Origin of the sequence: Photobacterium sanguinicancri, from assembly GCF_002265265.1 — a bacterium.
Taxonomy (GTDB): domain Bacteria; phylum Pseudomonadota; class Gammaproteobacteria; order Enterobacterales; family Vibrionaceae; genus Photobacterium; species Photobacterium sanguinicancri.
In genome coordinates this window covers 12,112-27,790 of record NZ_NOIF01000047.1, presented here as the reverse complement: position 1 = coordinate 27,790, position 15,679 = coordinate 12,112, and the positions used below count along the sequence as shown (strand labels likewise).

At 45.9% G+C, this 15,679-nt stretch carries 12 protein-coding genes; 9 read left to right on the top strand and 3 right to left on the bottom strand.

Features of this window, described 5'->3' with window-relative positions; translation table 11 throughout:
- Positions 1 to 145 precede the first annotated feature (145 nt).
- From ASV53_RS09620 to mepA, 4 genes are all read left to right on the top strand, one after another.
- Entirely contained in the window at positions 146 to 1,456 is a 1,311-nt protein-coding gene (locus ASV53_RS09620; RefSeq protein ID WP_094956938.1) for a hypothetical protein, read from the top strand.
- Complete coding sequence (locus ASV53_RS09615) at positions 1,446 to 1,856, top strand: type IV pilus modification PilV family protein (protein ID WP_094956937.1); 411 nt, start codon at positions 1,446 to 1,448, stop codon at positions 1,854 to 1,856. Before ASV53_RS09620 ends, ASV53_RS09615 begins: the two co-directional genes overlap by 11 nt.
- A 279-nt stretch (positions 1,857 to 2,135) precedes the next feature.
- Positions 2,136 to 3,113: a sugar-binding transcriptional regulator gene (locus ASV53_RS09610; protein ID WP_062691340.1), complete on the top strand. Its 978-nt coding sequence runs from the start codon at positions 2,136 to 2,138 to the stop codon at positions 3,111 to 3,113.
- Positions 3,114 to 3,253: 140 nt separating this feature from the next.
- Positions 3,254 to 4,090 carry a penicillin-insensitive murein endopeptidase gene (gene mepA, locus ASV53_RS09605; RefSeq protein ID WP_094956936.1) on the top strand — a complete coding sequence of 279 codons (837 nt, stop codon included), beginning with the start codon at positions 3,254 to 3,256 and terminating at the stop codon, positions 4,088 to 4,090.
- A gap of 113 nt (positions 4,091 to 4,203) precedes the next feature.
- Here mepA and ASV53_RS09600 read toward each other — a convergent pair whose 3' ends face one another.
- From ASV53_RS09600 to rdgC, 3 genes are all read right to left on the bottom strand, one after another.
- Complete coding sequence (locus ASV53_RS09600) at positions 4,204 to 4,458, bottom strand: YfhL family 4Fe-4S dicluster ferredoxin (RefSeq protein ID WP_062691342.1); 255 nt, start codon at positions 4,456 to 4,458, stop codon at positions 4,204 to 4,206.
- Between the two features lie 8 nt (positions 4,459 to 4,466).
- Positions 4,467 to 5,858, bottom strand: a complete 1,392-nt coding sequence (trhP, locus tag ASV53_RS09595) for a prephenate-dependent tRNA uridine(34) hydroxylase TrhP (RefSeq protein ID WP_094956935.1) — start codon at positions 5,856 to 5,858, stop codon at positions 4,467 to 4,469.
- A gap of 303 nt (positions 5,859 to 6,161) precedes the next feature.
- A complete protein-coding gene (gene rdgC, locus ASV53_RS09590; RefSeq protein WP_189337854.1) occupies positions 6,162 to 7,073 on the bottom strand; it encodes a recombination-associated protein RdgC in 912 nt (303 codons plus the stop codon).
- 167 nt (positions 7,074 to 7,240) lie between these two features.
- On the opposite strand from rdgC, the gene ASV53_RS09585 reads away from it, so the two are divergent.
- The 5 genes from ASV53_RS09585 to ASV53_RS09565 all read left to right on the top strand — a co-directional run bounded on the left by ASV53_RS09585 (position 7,241) and on the right by ASV53_RS09565 (position 15,664).
- A complete protein-coding gene (locus ASV53_RS09585) occupies positions 7,241 to 8,482 on the top strand; it encodes an exonuclease SbcCD subunit D C-terminal domain-containing protein (protein WP_094956934.1) in 1,242 nt (413 codons plus the stop codon).
- A gap of 19 nt (positions 8,483 to 8,501) precedes the next feature.
- A complete protein-coding gene (locus ASV53_RS09580; protein WP_094956933.1) occupies positions 8,502 to 12,302 on the top strand; it encodes an AAA family ATPase in 3,801 nt (1,266 codons plus the stop codon).
- 208 nt (positions 12,303 to 12,510) lie between these two features.
- Positions 12,511 to 13,200 (top strand): phosphate regulon transcriptional regulator PhoB, encoded by a 690-nt coding sequence (phoB, locus tag ASV53_RS09575; protein WP_062691344.1) that lies wholly within the window; start codon positions 12,511 to 12,513, stop codon positions 13,198 to 13,200.
- A gap of 80 nt (positions 13,201 to 13,280) precedes the next feature.
- The gene (gene phoR, locus ASV53_RS09570) at positions 13,281 to 14,591 is read left to right on the top strand and encodes a phosphate regulon sensor histidine kinase PhoR (RefSeq protein WP_094956940.1); all 1,311 of its coding nucleotides are present in this window, start codon (positions 13,281 to 13,283) and stop codon (positions 14,589 to 14,591) included.
- Positions 14,592 to 14,662: 71 nt separating this feature from the next.
- Positions 14,663 to 15,664 carry a PstS family phosphate ABC transporter substrate-binding protein gene (locus tag ASV53_RS09565; protein ID WP_275657093.1) on the top strand — a complete coding sequence of 334 codons (1,002 nt, stop codon included), beginning with the start codon at positions 14,663 to 14,665 and terminating at the stop codon, positions 15,662 to 15,664.
- Positions 15,665 to 15,679: the final 15 nt, after the last annotated feature.

Here is a 15,679-nt window from a genome sequence, read left to right as displayed (position 1 = left end):
ATGTAAATGCTTTTGATATAAAAACAAAGATGATTAACAAAGGTGGTATTACAAGTCAGTTAATTACGTTAGATATCGATGTGTCTAATGTAGGTAGCCAAATGTCAAATAAAAAATCGGTCACTATCCAAACAAGGAATTGGGGATGATGAATAAGCAAAGAGGCGCAATCACCTTATTAGTAACATCAATGGTAGCGGTCGCATCGTTGCTATTCTCATTAGCATCGTATAAAAACACTTACTATCAAATCAAGAGAACGCAAAATGAAGTCTTAACCTCTCAAGCACATTGGAAAGCTGAGGGAGGATTAGAATGTGGTTATTCAACCATGAAAAATTCATCAAACCCTGCAAATGCAGATATGTCTGGTTTCTTTCCCTCTGGTTGTAACTCTGAATTGGGAGTTACATTAAAAGCAATAAAAATACCCTCTAGTTCAGATTTCGTTCTTTCGTCAAATTATGCTGGTCGTGCAAATAAACATATAGAGCGAACCGTTGTTGTTAATTCGGCAAATAACTCGTCGGGTGTTCTTCAGACTGGGTCTAATATGTATACTCGTTCTTCTATCATGATTGAGTTACCTGATCCTGGTATTGAAAAAGGGGATGGCTGGGAATGCATAGCTGTAAGAGCCCGAGATATTTTCGAACCTGCTGGCGGGCTTGTTAATCAAGGTTTGCGACCTAAGCCTTTTTTTGATCCTAAAGGTAAAAATTGTTTACCTTCTCATTTCACGAGAGGTTCACCTTTTAAAAAGGATATTGTAAAAGATCCTGCAATGAGTCCATTTGAAGATTTCTTTGGTGTTAAAGATCTAAATCATGAGAAAGTAAGAAAAGAGAAATTTGATGTTACTTTAGCGGATAAAAATCTAAAAGATAGAGTAGGTGATATCTATTATGATGGTTTTTCTGGTTGTGGGCCTGCAATTGTTGATGCTCTAAATAAAGGAAGTGATAAAATTTGGGTTGAAGGGCACTGTGATATTAATGGCGCTGATTTTGGGGAAATGATAAAAGCTTCAATTAAATTAAAAGGAGTGATGCTTCTTATTCATGATGGCCAGTTTTCAATGTTTCCAAATAATAAATCTAGTTCAAGTAATCAGTTTGAGGGGATTATATTCCACTATAACTTAGACTATAAGATTCCACCTAATCAATGGGCTAATAGTCAAGCGTGTGCCCAAATCTGTCAAGCGAATAATAATTTTAGGAATGATGCAATAGGGATTAACCACGTCGAAAATTCTAGCTTTTACTTGTTTGGTTCTTTATGGATTAGTGGTGGTTTCATTCTTGATGCAAAGTATAAAAATAGTGATGATATTCAAAATGCACTATTAGAAACATCGGCAGCGTTAACTTATAACGGAAAATACTTTTCCAAGTTCGGCGGCGGTAGTAGCGGTGAGGTTAAATGGTTAAAAGGATCATGGAATGACTTCTAATCAAAAAGGATCAAGTTTAATTGAAGTTTTGCTTTCATTACTTGTTATGTCCGTGGCAATTCTCGGCCTCATTAAAATGCAGACCTATATGGATGTAAGGTCAGAAAATGCGTTACATACATTAGATGCGCTTCACTTCGCCGAAGAAAAGCTAGAGCTTTATCGTACGCGCTCTCAAAGTGCTGCGGGTGGCACTATTGCTTATGACTCGATTGTGAATGGCACAGATGCTGTAGTGCTTGGCAATAAAAATGCTACACGTACGGTTGTTGTAAAAGACAATTTGCCAGCTATTGGGATGAAGAAAATTGAGGTTTCAGTTAGTTGGCAAGATCGTAGAGCGGAAAATCAGGCTGTTAAGCTAGAAACCATAATCTCGAAGTACAGTGAGTTTGATTAGCTACAAATTAACAGTAACGAGTGTACAAGCCATTTAACACAGCTTTTGGGTTCCTATGCTCCAAAAGCTGCACAGGTAAATAAGCATAAATAAATCAACAGTATATCTCTTTGATTTGAGGTGTTATTTACTGTTGTGAAAAGTGTTCAGCGCTAAGCTGATTATTTGATGTTTTGCTGTACTTGCTACTTTCCTTATTTCTGTTTTGATCTACATCTCGCCTGATCTGCTGCATCTCTGTATGATGAACATATTGATTCTTAAGTAATAGATCTTGTAATGACCACACCAGCTGAATCTACCCATATCGACAGTGACCAACTGACTGAAATTGCGATTGCTTACTATCAAGAAGGCGCAACCCAAGAAGAGATCTCTAAAAAATTTGGGATGTCGCGTGCCAAAGTCGGTCGTTTATTACGCCGAGCGCGTGATGAAGGTGTGGTTGAAATTACAGTGAAATACCACCCCGTATTTAGTGAAAAACTAGAGCAACAACTTGTCGAACGTTTTGGCCTTAAGCGCGCCTTAATTGCACTGGATCAGCCAGACGATGAAAGCCAACGTCAGCAAGTGGCGAGTTTGATATCAAGTTATCTCTCATCGATTCTAACCGACGACATGGTGGTAACTGTGGGACAAGGGCGCAACATCGCTTCTATTGCTAACCACGTCGGAGTCGTGCCGCATCGTAAGTGTCGTTTTGTTTGTGGTATTGGTGGTACGCACCGTTCGGGTAACGCGATTAACGCCGACCATATTTGCCGTCAGCTAGCCAAAAAATACGATGGGATCAGTGAGACCTTGTATGCGCCTGCTTACGTGGAAGATATTACGGTTAAAGAAGCTTTCATGAAAAATGGCACAGTTAAAGAAACCTTAGACCGTGCTCGCCGTGCCGATGTTGCTTTGGTCGGTGTTGGTGACATGAACGAGAACAGCCATATGGTGAAGCTGGGCTGGTTTACACCACAAGAGATTGTTGAAGCGCGGATCCGAAAAGGCGTGGTCGGCGATATTGCCGGTTATGACTTTTTTGATAGCCAAGGTAACAAAGCCGATACTGTGATGAGCGATCGGGTGATTGGTTTAAGCATGGAAGAGTTGCGCCATATTCCAACCGTGGTGGTGACGGCGGCCGAAAACAGTAAAGCACTGGCGTTATTAGGCGCATTACGTTCTGGGATCGTAGATGTATTAGCAACCAGTGTGAGTAATGCCTTAACTATTTTGAACTTAGACCAACAAATGAAGTAAGCGCGACGATGTTGCGTTACTTTTATTGAAGCTGCCACTGGCAGCTTTTTTATTGGCTGCGATTCAGGGCTGCTATGCTATACCCAAGCGTTATGTTTAGGCGTGGACCATGGAGGGCTGCTGTGCATCGAACTTTTTTAATGAATATTTGTCTTTTCCTTGGGGTTGCTCTGGCCTCGTGGTCTTCGGCTATGGCAAGCCCGTGGGAGAAAGTGAGCGAGCCAAGCAAAGGTGATTCTGAGTCTATCGGTACCTACAGTAACGGGTGTATGGCTGGCGGATCGGCACTGCCTCTGCAAGGTGACGGCTATCAAGTGATCCGTTCTCATCGTGGTCGTTATTATGGCCATGAAGAGATGATTGTTTTCCTGCAACAGCTATCGAAACAGGTGAATCAACTCGAACTGGGTAATTTATTGGTCGGTGATATTGCGATGCCGCGCGGAGGCCGTTTTTCGTCAGGTCATGCGAGTCACCAAACGGGGTTGGATGCGGATATTTGGTTAAAAATAACCGACAAGCCATTGGATAAAAATGCCTTGGTTGAAGCACAGCCGCTGCCGATGGTTCACATCAAAGATTATAAAATCAATAAAGCGAATTGGAGCGACAAGCAGGCGTTATTAGTGCAGCTAGCGGCCGCCGATGAGCGGGTCGCGCGTATTTTTGTACATCCAGTGATCAAGGAACAACTGTGTAAACGGGAATGGAAAGAACGCGATTGGCTGCAAAAAGTGCGTCCATGGTGGGGACACTATTATCATTTTCATGTGCGTTTGCATTGCCCAGAAGGCAGTGACAATTGCAAAGCGCAAAAAGCACCGCCAGCAGGCGATGGTTGTGGGGCAGAACTCGCGTCTTGGAAACCTAAACCTAAAGTGAAATCAGATAAGAAGAAAACGGTGAAAGCCTCGATCCCGAAGAAAAAGAAACCCGCTAAGATCCCGCCCGCGCAGTGCATGGCATTATTGAAATAACAGTTCCGTTCTGAAATATATCATTGATATAGCAGACACAAAAAAAGCGCCCAACGGCGCTTTTTTGATCGAACCCATTTGTGTCTAACTTTTTCGGTTAGAAAGGCTAGCCCTTAGGTTAGCCCTTGAATAATCACAAATTTCTCGAGTAGCTCATCGTCAGACTCAATATGGTTAGGGTCAACGATAATGCAGTTAGTGATCGGGCATACCGACTGGCACGTTGGCTTGTCGTAGTGGCCTTTACATTCTGTACACAGGTCGACATCAATCTCATAGATTGAATCGCCCATGGTGATCGCTTCGTTAGGGCACTCAGGATCACACATGTCACAGTTAATGCACTTATCGGTAATGAATAACGCCATAACCTAAATTAACCGTTTTGTTGTGCGTGTGGGTTACGTGTGTCTTGACCAGAGTTTAAGTTACGCATAAGTAGAGCGAACTCAAGATCCATATCCTGTGGTACAGGGATAAAGACAAAGTGGCCGTTACCTTTTGCATCATCGATGACTTCAGACTTACGGTTTTCCATTGTCTCAAGACCGAAGATAACGTTACCTTTTGGTGTCATTACTTCTAGGCTATCGCCAACAACGAATTTGTTCTTCACTTCAACTTCAGCTAGATCGCCACGGCGCTTACCAGTGAACTCACCCACAAATTGTTGAGAATCAGAAATTGAGTAGCCGTAGTCGTAGTTTTGGTACGCGTCGTGTGTGTGACGACGTAGGAAACCTTCGGTGTAACCACGGTGTGCAAGGCTTTCTAGGGTGCCCATTAGGCTTGCATCAAACTCTTTACCTGCTACTGCATCATCGATGGCTTTGCGGTAAACCTGTGCGGTACGTGCACAGTAATAGAAAGACTTAGTACGACCTTCGATTTTCAGCGAGTGAACACCCATCTTAGTCAAACGATCAACGTGCTGAACTGCGCGTAGGTCTTTTGAGTTCATGATGTAAGTGCCGTGCTCGTCTTCAAACGCCGCCATTTTTTCTTCAGGACGGTGGCTTTCGCTTAGTAGTACAACATCGTCGACTGGTTTACCAAGACCAAGGGTGTTGTCTGGGCGCTCTTCTGCATCTTGCATTTGAACTGCAGCTGCGTCTTGAACTTCAACGATTTGACCTGCATCGTTTTCCGTTGCTTTTTCGGCCTTGTATTCCCAACGACAAGCGTTAGTACAAGTACCTTGGTTTGGATCGCGCTTATTGATGTAGCCAGAAAGTAGGCAACGACCTGAGTACGCCATGCAAAGTGCACCGTGTACGAAAATCTCTAATTCTGTTTCTGGGCAGTTTTCACGAATTTCTTCGATTTCTTCTAGAGAAAGTTCACGCGACAGGATCACACGCTCAACGCCTTGCGTTGACCAGAACTTAACGGTTGCCCAGTTAACAGCATTCGCTTGAACAGATAGGTGAATAACGACGTCAGGGAAGTTTTCACGTACCATCATGATAAGGCCTGGATCCGACATGATTAGGGCATCTGGGCCCATGTCTACGATAGGCTTAAGATCGCGAATAAAGGTTTTTAGTTTCGAGTTATGCGGCTGAATGTTACATACCACGTAAAGCTTCTTGCCTTGAGCATGGGCTTCATCGATACCGATTTTTAGGTTTTCGTGGTTGAACTCGTTGTTACGAACACGAAGGCTGTAACGTGGCTGGCCAGCGTAGACTGCATCTGCACCGTACGCGAATGCGTAACGCATGTTTTTAAGACTACCGGCAGGGGATAACAATTCAGGTTTAAACATAGCTCTATAATTCTCTGTGTCTGATTGCAAATCAGGCCGCAATCACCTAGTGATGCGGAAGGAGGCGCGATTTTACTGTGAACTCGCCCACAAAGGCAATATAAGGATAGGAATAGACCTAGATTTAGAGCGGGTACTGCGAGTGATTATCAACTAGAGGCATGAGAGCGTGTTATTTACCGAATCGATCAATTGTGATTCTTGCTAGAAGTCAGTAAATCGAAGTAAGTAAAGAAAGAAGTTCGTAAAAAGAAGGCTGCCACTGTGGGCAGCCTTGCAAATAAATTGAACGAGGCGAGCGCCTTATTCTTTTGCTTCTAAACCGCCAAGCACTTCAAATAGGTTCGGTAAGAACGCCGAGAATTCACCGCACATCAGCGAAAGGTCGGCATCAATACGGGCAGCCACTTCTTCGCGGTCAATGTCTTCGTTTTCATCTTTTAATTCATCGCTGAATTTTAGACGCTTCACGGATAGGTCATCGCTAAGAATGAAGTCGATGCGATCTTGCCAGTTAAGCGAAAGCTTAGTAACTAGTTTGTCAGCTTCGATGTGTGCCAGAATTTCATCACAGCTCAAGTCTTGCTGTTTACAACGGATCACACCGCCGTCTTCTAGCATGGCTTTGAATTCAGCTTCTTCACCAATGGTGAAGCCTGTTGGGCTCGCGTTTGAACGTACCCATTCAGTCATCGTCAGCTCTGCTGGTTTTTCTGGTGTAACAGGTACAACAGGCAGGCTACCGATGGATTTACGTAGCAGTGCTAGCAAATCTTCTGCTTTTTTGAAGCTACCCGCATCCACAATCACATAGCCTTCTTTAGGCATGATCAGTGCGTAAGTTTGTGAGTGACGGCTGAATGCGCGTGGCAGAAGATCCATCACGATTTCACCTTTGATGGTGTCTTTTTCTGTTTTCTTCAACTTACGACCAAGATCTTTTTCTTGCATCTCGATCTTGTTGTTCATTGATTCTTTGATCACAGAAGCAGGCAGCATTTTTTCTTCTTTGCGCGCGCAAATAAGAATGTTGTCACCCGCAACATGGGTAAACATATCACCGTGTTTACCTAAAGCGTGCGCCCAGCCAAATTTGTGTTGGTCTTGGCTTCCACAAGGCGTGAAGCGGAATTCTTCCAACTGCTTTTCAAGTTGATCTGGATTAAGGTCGATTTCGCGAGTAAAGCGATAGGTCAGTATGTTTTTAAACCACATCATGGCTGCTACAAATCCTAGGTTGGGCATTAGGTTGCCAATCTTATTGTATTTCTGATTTGTTTGCTGTGGTTTTTAGCAAATTCTCCTGCATATAGCTTTGCTATCAAAGCCAGTGGGTTACAATCGATGGCAGTAAATCACTGGGTAGCGTGAATAAAATTGTTATGAAAATCCTCCACACATCAGATTGGCACCTTGGCCATCAACTGCACGGTTACAGCCGTGATTATGAGCATCAAGCATTTCTTGATTGGTTAGCTGACACCTTAGAGCAGCACCAAATTGATGCCTTATTAGTGGCGGGGGATATTTTTGATACCGCAAACCCGCCTGCAAGTGCATGGCGGATGCTTTACCGCTTCTTGGCGCGACTGGCGAAAAACATGCCGCAGCTAGATGTGGTTATGATCGGTGGTAATCACGATTCGCCAAGCAAACTGGATGCCCCCCATGAGCTGCTTAAAGCGTTTGATTTGCACATGGTCGGCGGTATTCATCGCCATGAAGATGGTGAACTAGATTGTGACCGTATGCTGGTGCCACTGACTAACCACAGCGGTGAGCAAACGGCTTGGGTCCTTGCGGTGCCATTTTTGCGCAGTGCCGATTTACGTACTGACGCGCTAGAAGACAATGACGATCGCTTAATCAAAGGGGTTGAAACCTTATACGCAGAAATGACAGTGGCTGCCCGCGAACGTTGTACCGATCAGCAAGCTTTGATTGGGATGGGGCATGCGTATATGGCGTCGGGCAAGTTGTCTGAAATGTCAGAGCGCCGCGTATTAGGCGGGAATCAACATGCGCTACCTGCCTCTATTTTTGCTGATGATATTAGCTATGTCGCGTTAGGGCATTTACACCTAGCGCAGCGCGTTGCTAAGCAAGAACACATTCGTTATAGCGGTTCGCCATTGCCATTATCGATGTCGGAGCGTGATTATAAACACCAAGTGGTGATCACTGAGTTGTCAGGCTCGCAAGTGGGCGATATTGAGCAAGTATTTATTCCACGGACGGTCGACATGCTCAAAGTGCCGACCAAACCAGCACCACTGGATGAGGTGATTAAAGCCCTTGAAGCGCTTGATGTTGACGTGCTACCACGTGAGCAACAACCGTTCTTAGAAGTGCATGTTTTGCTTGATCAACCACAAGCTTTACTGCGTGAAAAAGTACTGCAAGCTTTAGATGGCAAAGCGGTACGTCTTGCCAAAATTACCCCGCACTATCAGCAAACAGAGCAGGAAAATCCGCTCAATCAGCGTCGATTATCTGAAGTTTCACCCCAACAAGTTTTTGCCTTGAGCTGGGCGAAAAAATACGAAGGTGAACCAAGTGCTGCCATGACGGGGGCGTTTGAATCTTTGTTGGTGCAAGTTGAAGAAAGCGATACAGCAGAATAAATAGGCTGGGGAATTAAAGATGAAAATTTTAGCATTACGTGGTGAGAACCTTGCCAGCCTTCAGTCTAAGTTCGAGATTGATTTTGCCAATGGCCGTTTGGGTGACAGTGGATTATTTGCGATCACCGGTAAAACAGGCTCGGGTAAATCCACCTTATTGGATGCCATTTGCTTAGCGATTTATGACCGTATACCTCGCTTGCAAGCCAACAAGAAAAACGATGCCGAAATTGGCCGAGATAACGACAATAGCCGTATCAAAGCCAACGATGTGCGCAGTATTTTGTCGCGCGGCAAAGCAGAAGGTTTTGCTGAAGTTGATTTTGTTGCTAACGACGGTAGCTTTTGGCGTGCTCACTGGTACGTTCGTCGATCTCGTGGACGTGCTGATGGGCGCATTCAAAACTCGGAACAGTGGCTGGAAAATATTGAAACTGGTCAGCGATTTGCGGGTAAAAAACAAGAGCTGCAGGCAGAGATAGAGCGTTTAGTTGGATTGAACTTTGAGCAGTTTCGTCGTGCAGTGATGCTGCCACAAGGTGAATTTGCCGCTTTCCTAAAAGCAGGTGCCGATGAGCGCGCTGCGCTGTTAGAGCGTATGACGGGCGGTGAAATTTATGGCCGTTTGTCGGTAGCGGCTTACGAGCGAGCACGAGAAGAAAAACAACAGCTAGAGCAAGTACAAAAACAGTTGGGTGACATTGCGTTGCTGTCTGACGAAGACAAGCAGGCGTTAAATGAACAACTGGCGACACTCAAGCAAACCTTGTTGCAGTTGACGACCAATATTCAAGTGTTCAAGCAGCATCAACAAGCCGTGGCGTCTGAACAGCAATTGGCGGCGCGGGTGAGTGTAACCAAAGATCAGCTAGTGGCAGCCACTGAACAACAAACGGCTGCCAAGCCGCGTTATCAGCAACTTGAACAGATAGAACAAGCTCAGCCAGCCCGCAGTGATTACGTATTGTTGCAACAAGTACAGCAGCGTATTTCAACACTGGTTACTGCATTGCACAGTGCAGAACAAGCGGTGAATACGCAGCAGAACCAAGCTAATAGCGCCAACAGTTCCGTCACGCTGGCTAAAAAAGCGGTTGCCGAGATAGATCACGCTTGGCACGCGCTAGAACCTAAGCTAAAAGAAGCGGCACGGCTAGATGAGCAGCTCGGGATGTACAAAGAGCAAGGTACTCAGCAGCAGAAAGCGCAGCAAGCATTAGCAAGTAAAGTGACCGAGCAGCAGCAGGTAGTCACGAAAAATCAGCAACACCAGCAGCAGTTGCAACACCAGCAACAGCAGCTTGGTGTTTTCTTTGAGCAGCAACAAACCATTAAAGCTGTTTCAGGCCAGTACGATGCGGTGCAAAGTAGCCTGAGTCAGTATCTAGCGGCGCATCGTCAGCTCAGCACCTTGAGCAAAGAAAAGCAGACGATCGAAAAAGATCAACGAGATCATCAGGCTCAAAAAGAGGCGGTGGATCAGCAGCTAAACGATCTTCATCGTCAGCGCCAAGAAAGTGAAACGCAATTGGCCGGGCTTGATTTTGATAGTCTTGCGGAGCAGCAAGCGACGGAGCAACAGCAGTTACAACAACAGCAATCCAGCTTAGACAATCTGCGTAGTGGTATTGCGGTATTGAAAGAAAGTGAAAGCTATCTGGCGCAAATACAAACCCGTTATGGTGAGTATCAGCAGCTCGTCACGGATCAAGTGGCGGCAGAACAACGTTTAACTGAGATTCAACCGGATATAGCGGCGCTCAAAATTCGTCATCAAGAAGCCGAAACCATTTTACAGCAAAGCCGTGCGGTACTTAGCCTGAGTGACTACCGTGCTCAGCTACAACCTGATGAAGCTTGCCCTTTGTGTGGTTCGCATGAGCACCCTTATGCGAGCGATGAACCTGCTGTTGAAAGCTTACTGACGGCGCAAAGCCAGAATCTTCACGCGCTTAACCAGCAAATGCAGCAGCTTGAAAATGAAGCCCATACTTTGCAGTTACAACAGCCTAAGCTGCAGCAGCGTATGGCAGGGTTAAACGATGAATTAACACGTTTACAGCCACTGTTCACTGCTCCACTGAGCCAGCATTGTGATTTGCTGGTGGCACTAAACGCCGATGGTGGGTTAGTGGCTTTGCAGCAGCTTGATGTGTTTAGTGACGAACGGCCAAACAGTACGGTGATCACTCAGCAACAACAACTGTGGCAGCAACAGCTTGAAGAACAGTTAGCGGGTTACCAAGCACTGCAACAAAGCCTGGCACAACGCCAAGCGCAGATGAATCAGGTACGCCAGCAACAGCAAGTGCTCCAGCGTTTACAGCAGCAAGAAGGTGCCTTAAAAGAGACGCAGAGTCAGCTACAACAACAGGCAGCGCAATGGCAAGAAAGGGTGCACTCTATTCAGCAACAGAGCCAAGTACAGCAAGAGATTTTACACGGGCGTGATAGTGCGTTGAATGCTGTATTTAACGGAGATGAGTGGCTTCAACAGCTACGTCAGTTGGGTGAAACGCAATATATCGAACAGCTTCAACAAGCGGTTGAGCACTATCATCAACAAACGCAAACATTGGAACAGGTTGAGAAGCAGCTGATCGATTTAGCACCAGTGCTGGCCACCCAATCTTTGGCACTGACGCAAGCGCAAGATGATTACGCTGAGATGGACAAAGCCCATCAACAACTTAACCAAACTATAGAGCAGCTCTGGCTGCAACGTTGTGAGCTTATTGGTGAGCAGGCGGTTACGACGCTAGAAGATAGCCACAAGATATCGTTGGCCAAAAGCCAAGCACAGTTAGCTGATGTAGAAACGCAGTTGCGCCAAATCCAAGATGGTTTAACAGCAGCAGTCACCAATGTGGTGAATATTAAACAGCAGCAAGCCGATGCAGAAAAAGAGCGTGAAACCCATCAAGCAACGTGGCAGCAGTGGTTAGTTAAATTCACACTTGAAGAAGCCCAACTAACCGAGCTGTTGAATAAAGATGAGGCATGGTTAAGCCAAGAGCGGTCGGCGCTGAAAGCGTTTGAACAAGCCGTCTCAGCAGCGCAAACATTACTGGCTGAACGAGAGCAAGCCTTGCTTGAATATCAGCCAGTATTACAAGCGGCAAAAGCGTGGTTTAGCGAACATCAATTTGCGGACGATCTTGCCCAGCAAACTGAACAATTAGCTGATTGGGAAAGCATGAAATCATCGCAAGATGAGCAGGTGTTCCAACTACGCCAACAGATTGATAATGCAGAAAAAGCCGAGCAGCAAGTCGGTAACTTGAAACAGAAGCTGATCGCTCAGCAAGAACAAGCTGATTTGTGGCTACAAATGAACGAACTGATTGGCTCGGCGACCGGGAATAAATTCCGCACCTTGGCACAAGGGTTAACCTTGCAACAGCTGGTGGTACTCGCCAATGAGCACTTGCACGACTTAGCGCCGCGCTATGCGCTTCAACCTGTTCCCAATAGTCCGCTCGCACTGCAAGTGATCGATCATGATATGGGTGACGAAGTGCGAAGTGTGGAATCATTATCTGGCGGTGAAAGCTTCTTGGTGTCGTTAGCATTGGCGCTGGCGCTGGCTTCGCTGGCAGCAGATACACGCCAGCTAGGCTCGCTATTTATCGATGAAGGCTTTGGTACGCTAGATCCAGATAGCCTTGAAATGGCGCTTGCTTGTTTGGATGCGCTGCAAGCTGATGGCCGTCAGATTGGGGTGATTTCTCACGTTGGCACCTTGGTGGAACGTATCGGCGTTCAAGTGGCCGTTGAAGCCATGGGGGGCGGACGAAGCCAGATTGCGATCCGAGGATAGCGGTGGTTTACCTTCTCTAATTGATTGATTTGTAATGTAGCATCTGTCGGTTTGATTGGTGCTATATACGTCATACAAAATTAATGGGGAGGTGAAGCAAAGCTTTCATCGTGACGATGACTTTTATTACAAGAGGTCACAAAAGTGTCATAATTAACCCTGATAATGACGCCGACGACAGCAAACGACAATTAGGTAATAGATCACTATGGTAAGACGGATTCTTGTTGTAGAAGACGAAGCACCCATCCGCGAAATGCTGTGCTTTGTACTTGAGCAAAAAGGTTATCAAGCAATTGAAGCTGAAGATTATGACAGCGCGCTTGAAAAGATTTGCGAACCATATCCTGAGCTGATTTTGCTCGATTGGATGCTACCTGGTGGTTCGGGCATCAACCTCATCAAGCACCTTAAGCGTGATGAAATGACACGTCAGATCCCTGTTGTAATGTTAACTGCACGTGGTGAAGAAGAAGATAAAGTCCGTGGTTTAGAAGTCGGTGCCGACGACTACATCACTAAGCCTTTCTCACCGAAAGAGCTGATGGCACGTTTAAAAGCGGTAATGCGCCGAGTGTCGCCAACGTCGTTGGATGATGTGATTGATGTCCATGGCTTGAAACTCGATCCTGTTTCTCACCGAGTGACTTCGAATGAATCACCGTTAGACATGGGCCCGACTGAATTTAAAATGCTGCACTTCTTTATGACGCATCAAGAGCGTGTGTATAGCCGCGAACAGTTGCTCAATAATGTGTGGGGCACCAATGTATACGTAGAAGACCGTACCGTAGACGTGCATATTCGTCGTTTACGTAAGGCGCTAGAGCCTGATGGTCACGATAAAATGGTACAAACTGTACGTGGTGCAGGTTACCGTTTTTCTACGCGTCTATAGTCAATAATTGCTCAGAGTAATAGCTGCAAAAAGGTAGATAGGGTTCCGTATTTATCTCGATGCGCAGTGTTGAGGTAAACATGGTTGAACGCTTGTCGTGGAAAAAAATGGTGTGGGAGCTGTTGCTCATTTATTTGCCGTGGGTTGTTCTCGGGCTGATTTTTGACACTGTCCCTATGTCATGGTTTCTACTGGTTGGTACTTGGCTACAATTAGCATGGCATTTTCATCATCAATTAAAAATGTCGAATTGGCTATGGAAAGAGCGCAGCCTAACGCCACCTTCTGGCTCGGGGAGCTGGGAACCCTTATTTAATGGTATTTACCGATTACAGCAACGCAATCGTCGTCGCCGTAAAGAGCTCGCCACTATTATTCGCCGTTTCCGTAATGGTGCCGAATCATTACCGGATGCCGTGGTGGTATTTCGCAGTGAAGGCAACATTGTGTGGTGCAATAAATTGGCCCAACACCTACTTGGTTTTCGTTGGCCTGATGATGCGGGTCAACCTATCAGCAATTTATTGCGCAGCCCTGACTTTGTTCGTTATCTGGCAAAGCAAGAGTTTGAGCAACCGCTTGAAATCACCGCGCCGTTTAATTATGACCGTACTTTAGAGCTACGTATTATGCGCTATACCGAGGGTGAATTCCTGATGGTGGTGCGTGACGTGTCTCAGGTGAAGCAACTGGAAGGTATGCGCCGTAATTTCTTTGCCAATGTTTCTCACGAATTACGTACGCCAATGACGGTATTGCAAGGCTATCTCGAAATGTCGAAAGACCCAGAGATCTTAGCTGGCCCTATGTGGGGTAAAGCACACGGCGTGATGACGGAACAGTTGGTTCGTATGAACTCTTTAGTTGAACAGTTGCTCACCCTGTCTAAAATTGAAGCCGCGCCGAATATTGAACTTGAAGAAGTCGTTAATGTTCCTGCGATGCTGGAGATTCTAGAAAAAGAAGCGGTATCACTCAGTGGCGATCGGGGTCATCAATTCACTTTTGATGTTGATGATAACCTGCATGTATTTGGCGATGATGATCAACTACGTAGTGCGATTTCTAACTTGGTTTATAACGCCGTAAAGCATACGCCAGATGATGCGGCGATTAATGTACGCTGGTATCAATCATCTGAAGGGCCGCGCTTAGAAGTGACCGATAGCGGCGATGGTATTGAGCTGCAACATATCCACCGTTTGACCGAGCGTTTTTATCGGGTTGATAAAGCCCGTTCTCGTGAAACGGGGGGAAGTGGTTTAGGCTTGGCGATTGTGAAGCATGCATTGAGTCATCATGACTCACAATTAGAGATAACCAGCGAAGTGGGTGAGGGTTCAACATTTGCCTTTACGCTACCGAGCCGATTAGTTTCGCATGCGGCTTAAGGGTGAATAGCGAGAATAATTATAGAGCGATCACAGTGTGATCGCTTTTGTCGTTTCAGTGGAGCGGATGGATGAAAGCAAAAGGTAAGGCAATTATCGGCGGCATGCTTTGTTGCTGTGCGGCGTTGGTCGCAACGGCGCAAGCTTCAGTGCAAGAGCCGATGAACCTACAAGAGTTGCCTACTTATCAACGTGTCGCAGGGATCTCTGGCAATTTATCATCGGTCGGTTCAGATACGCTGGCGAATTTAATGACCTACTGGGCTGAAGAATATAAACGTTTATACCCTAACGTGAACATTCAAGTACAAGCCGCGGGCTCATCCACTGCGCCGACGGCATTAACGGAAGTTACCGCCCAACTCGGGCCAATGAGCCGTATGATGAAGGCGCGTGAAGTGGAAGCCTTTGAACAAGAGTATGGCTATAAGCCGACCTCTATTCGTGTTGCCATTGATGCATTAGCGGTGTTTGTACATGAAGATAATCCACTCAAAGGGATTAACTTTGAGCAGCTCGATGCGGTGTATTCACGCACACTACGTTGCGGTGCTACTCAGCCAATAGAGCGTTGGTCACAACTGGGTTTAACGGGACGCTGGGCTGATAGAACCGTGCAGTTATTTGGTCGTAACTCGGTGTCGGGTACTTATGGCTATTTTAAAAAGCGTGCATTGTGCCACGGTGATTTTCGTAATAACGTCAATGAACAGCCGGGCTCTGCGTCTGTAGTGCAGTCGGTATCAACATCGCTTAATGCGATCGGCTATTCAGGGATTGGTTATCAAACCACGGGAATACGTGCAATTCCAGTCGCACGTGAAGGCACTGACTATGTTGAAGCCACGGTAGAAAATTCCGTATCAGGGGCTTACCCGCTTGCTCGTTATTTGTATATCTATGTGAATAAGCACCCCACGCAACCATTAGCGCCAATGGTGGCGGAATTTTTCCGTTTTATTTTGTCGCAACAAGGGCAGCAAGTGGTAGAAAAAGATGGTTATATCCCTGTGCCTGCACATGTCGTGTTAGAAGATTTAGTACGACTTGGATTAGCACCAGAGCTTAAGTGAGCTAATGGTGATTAG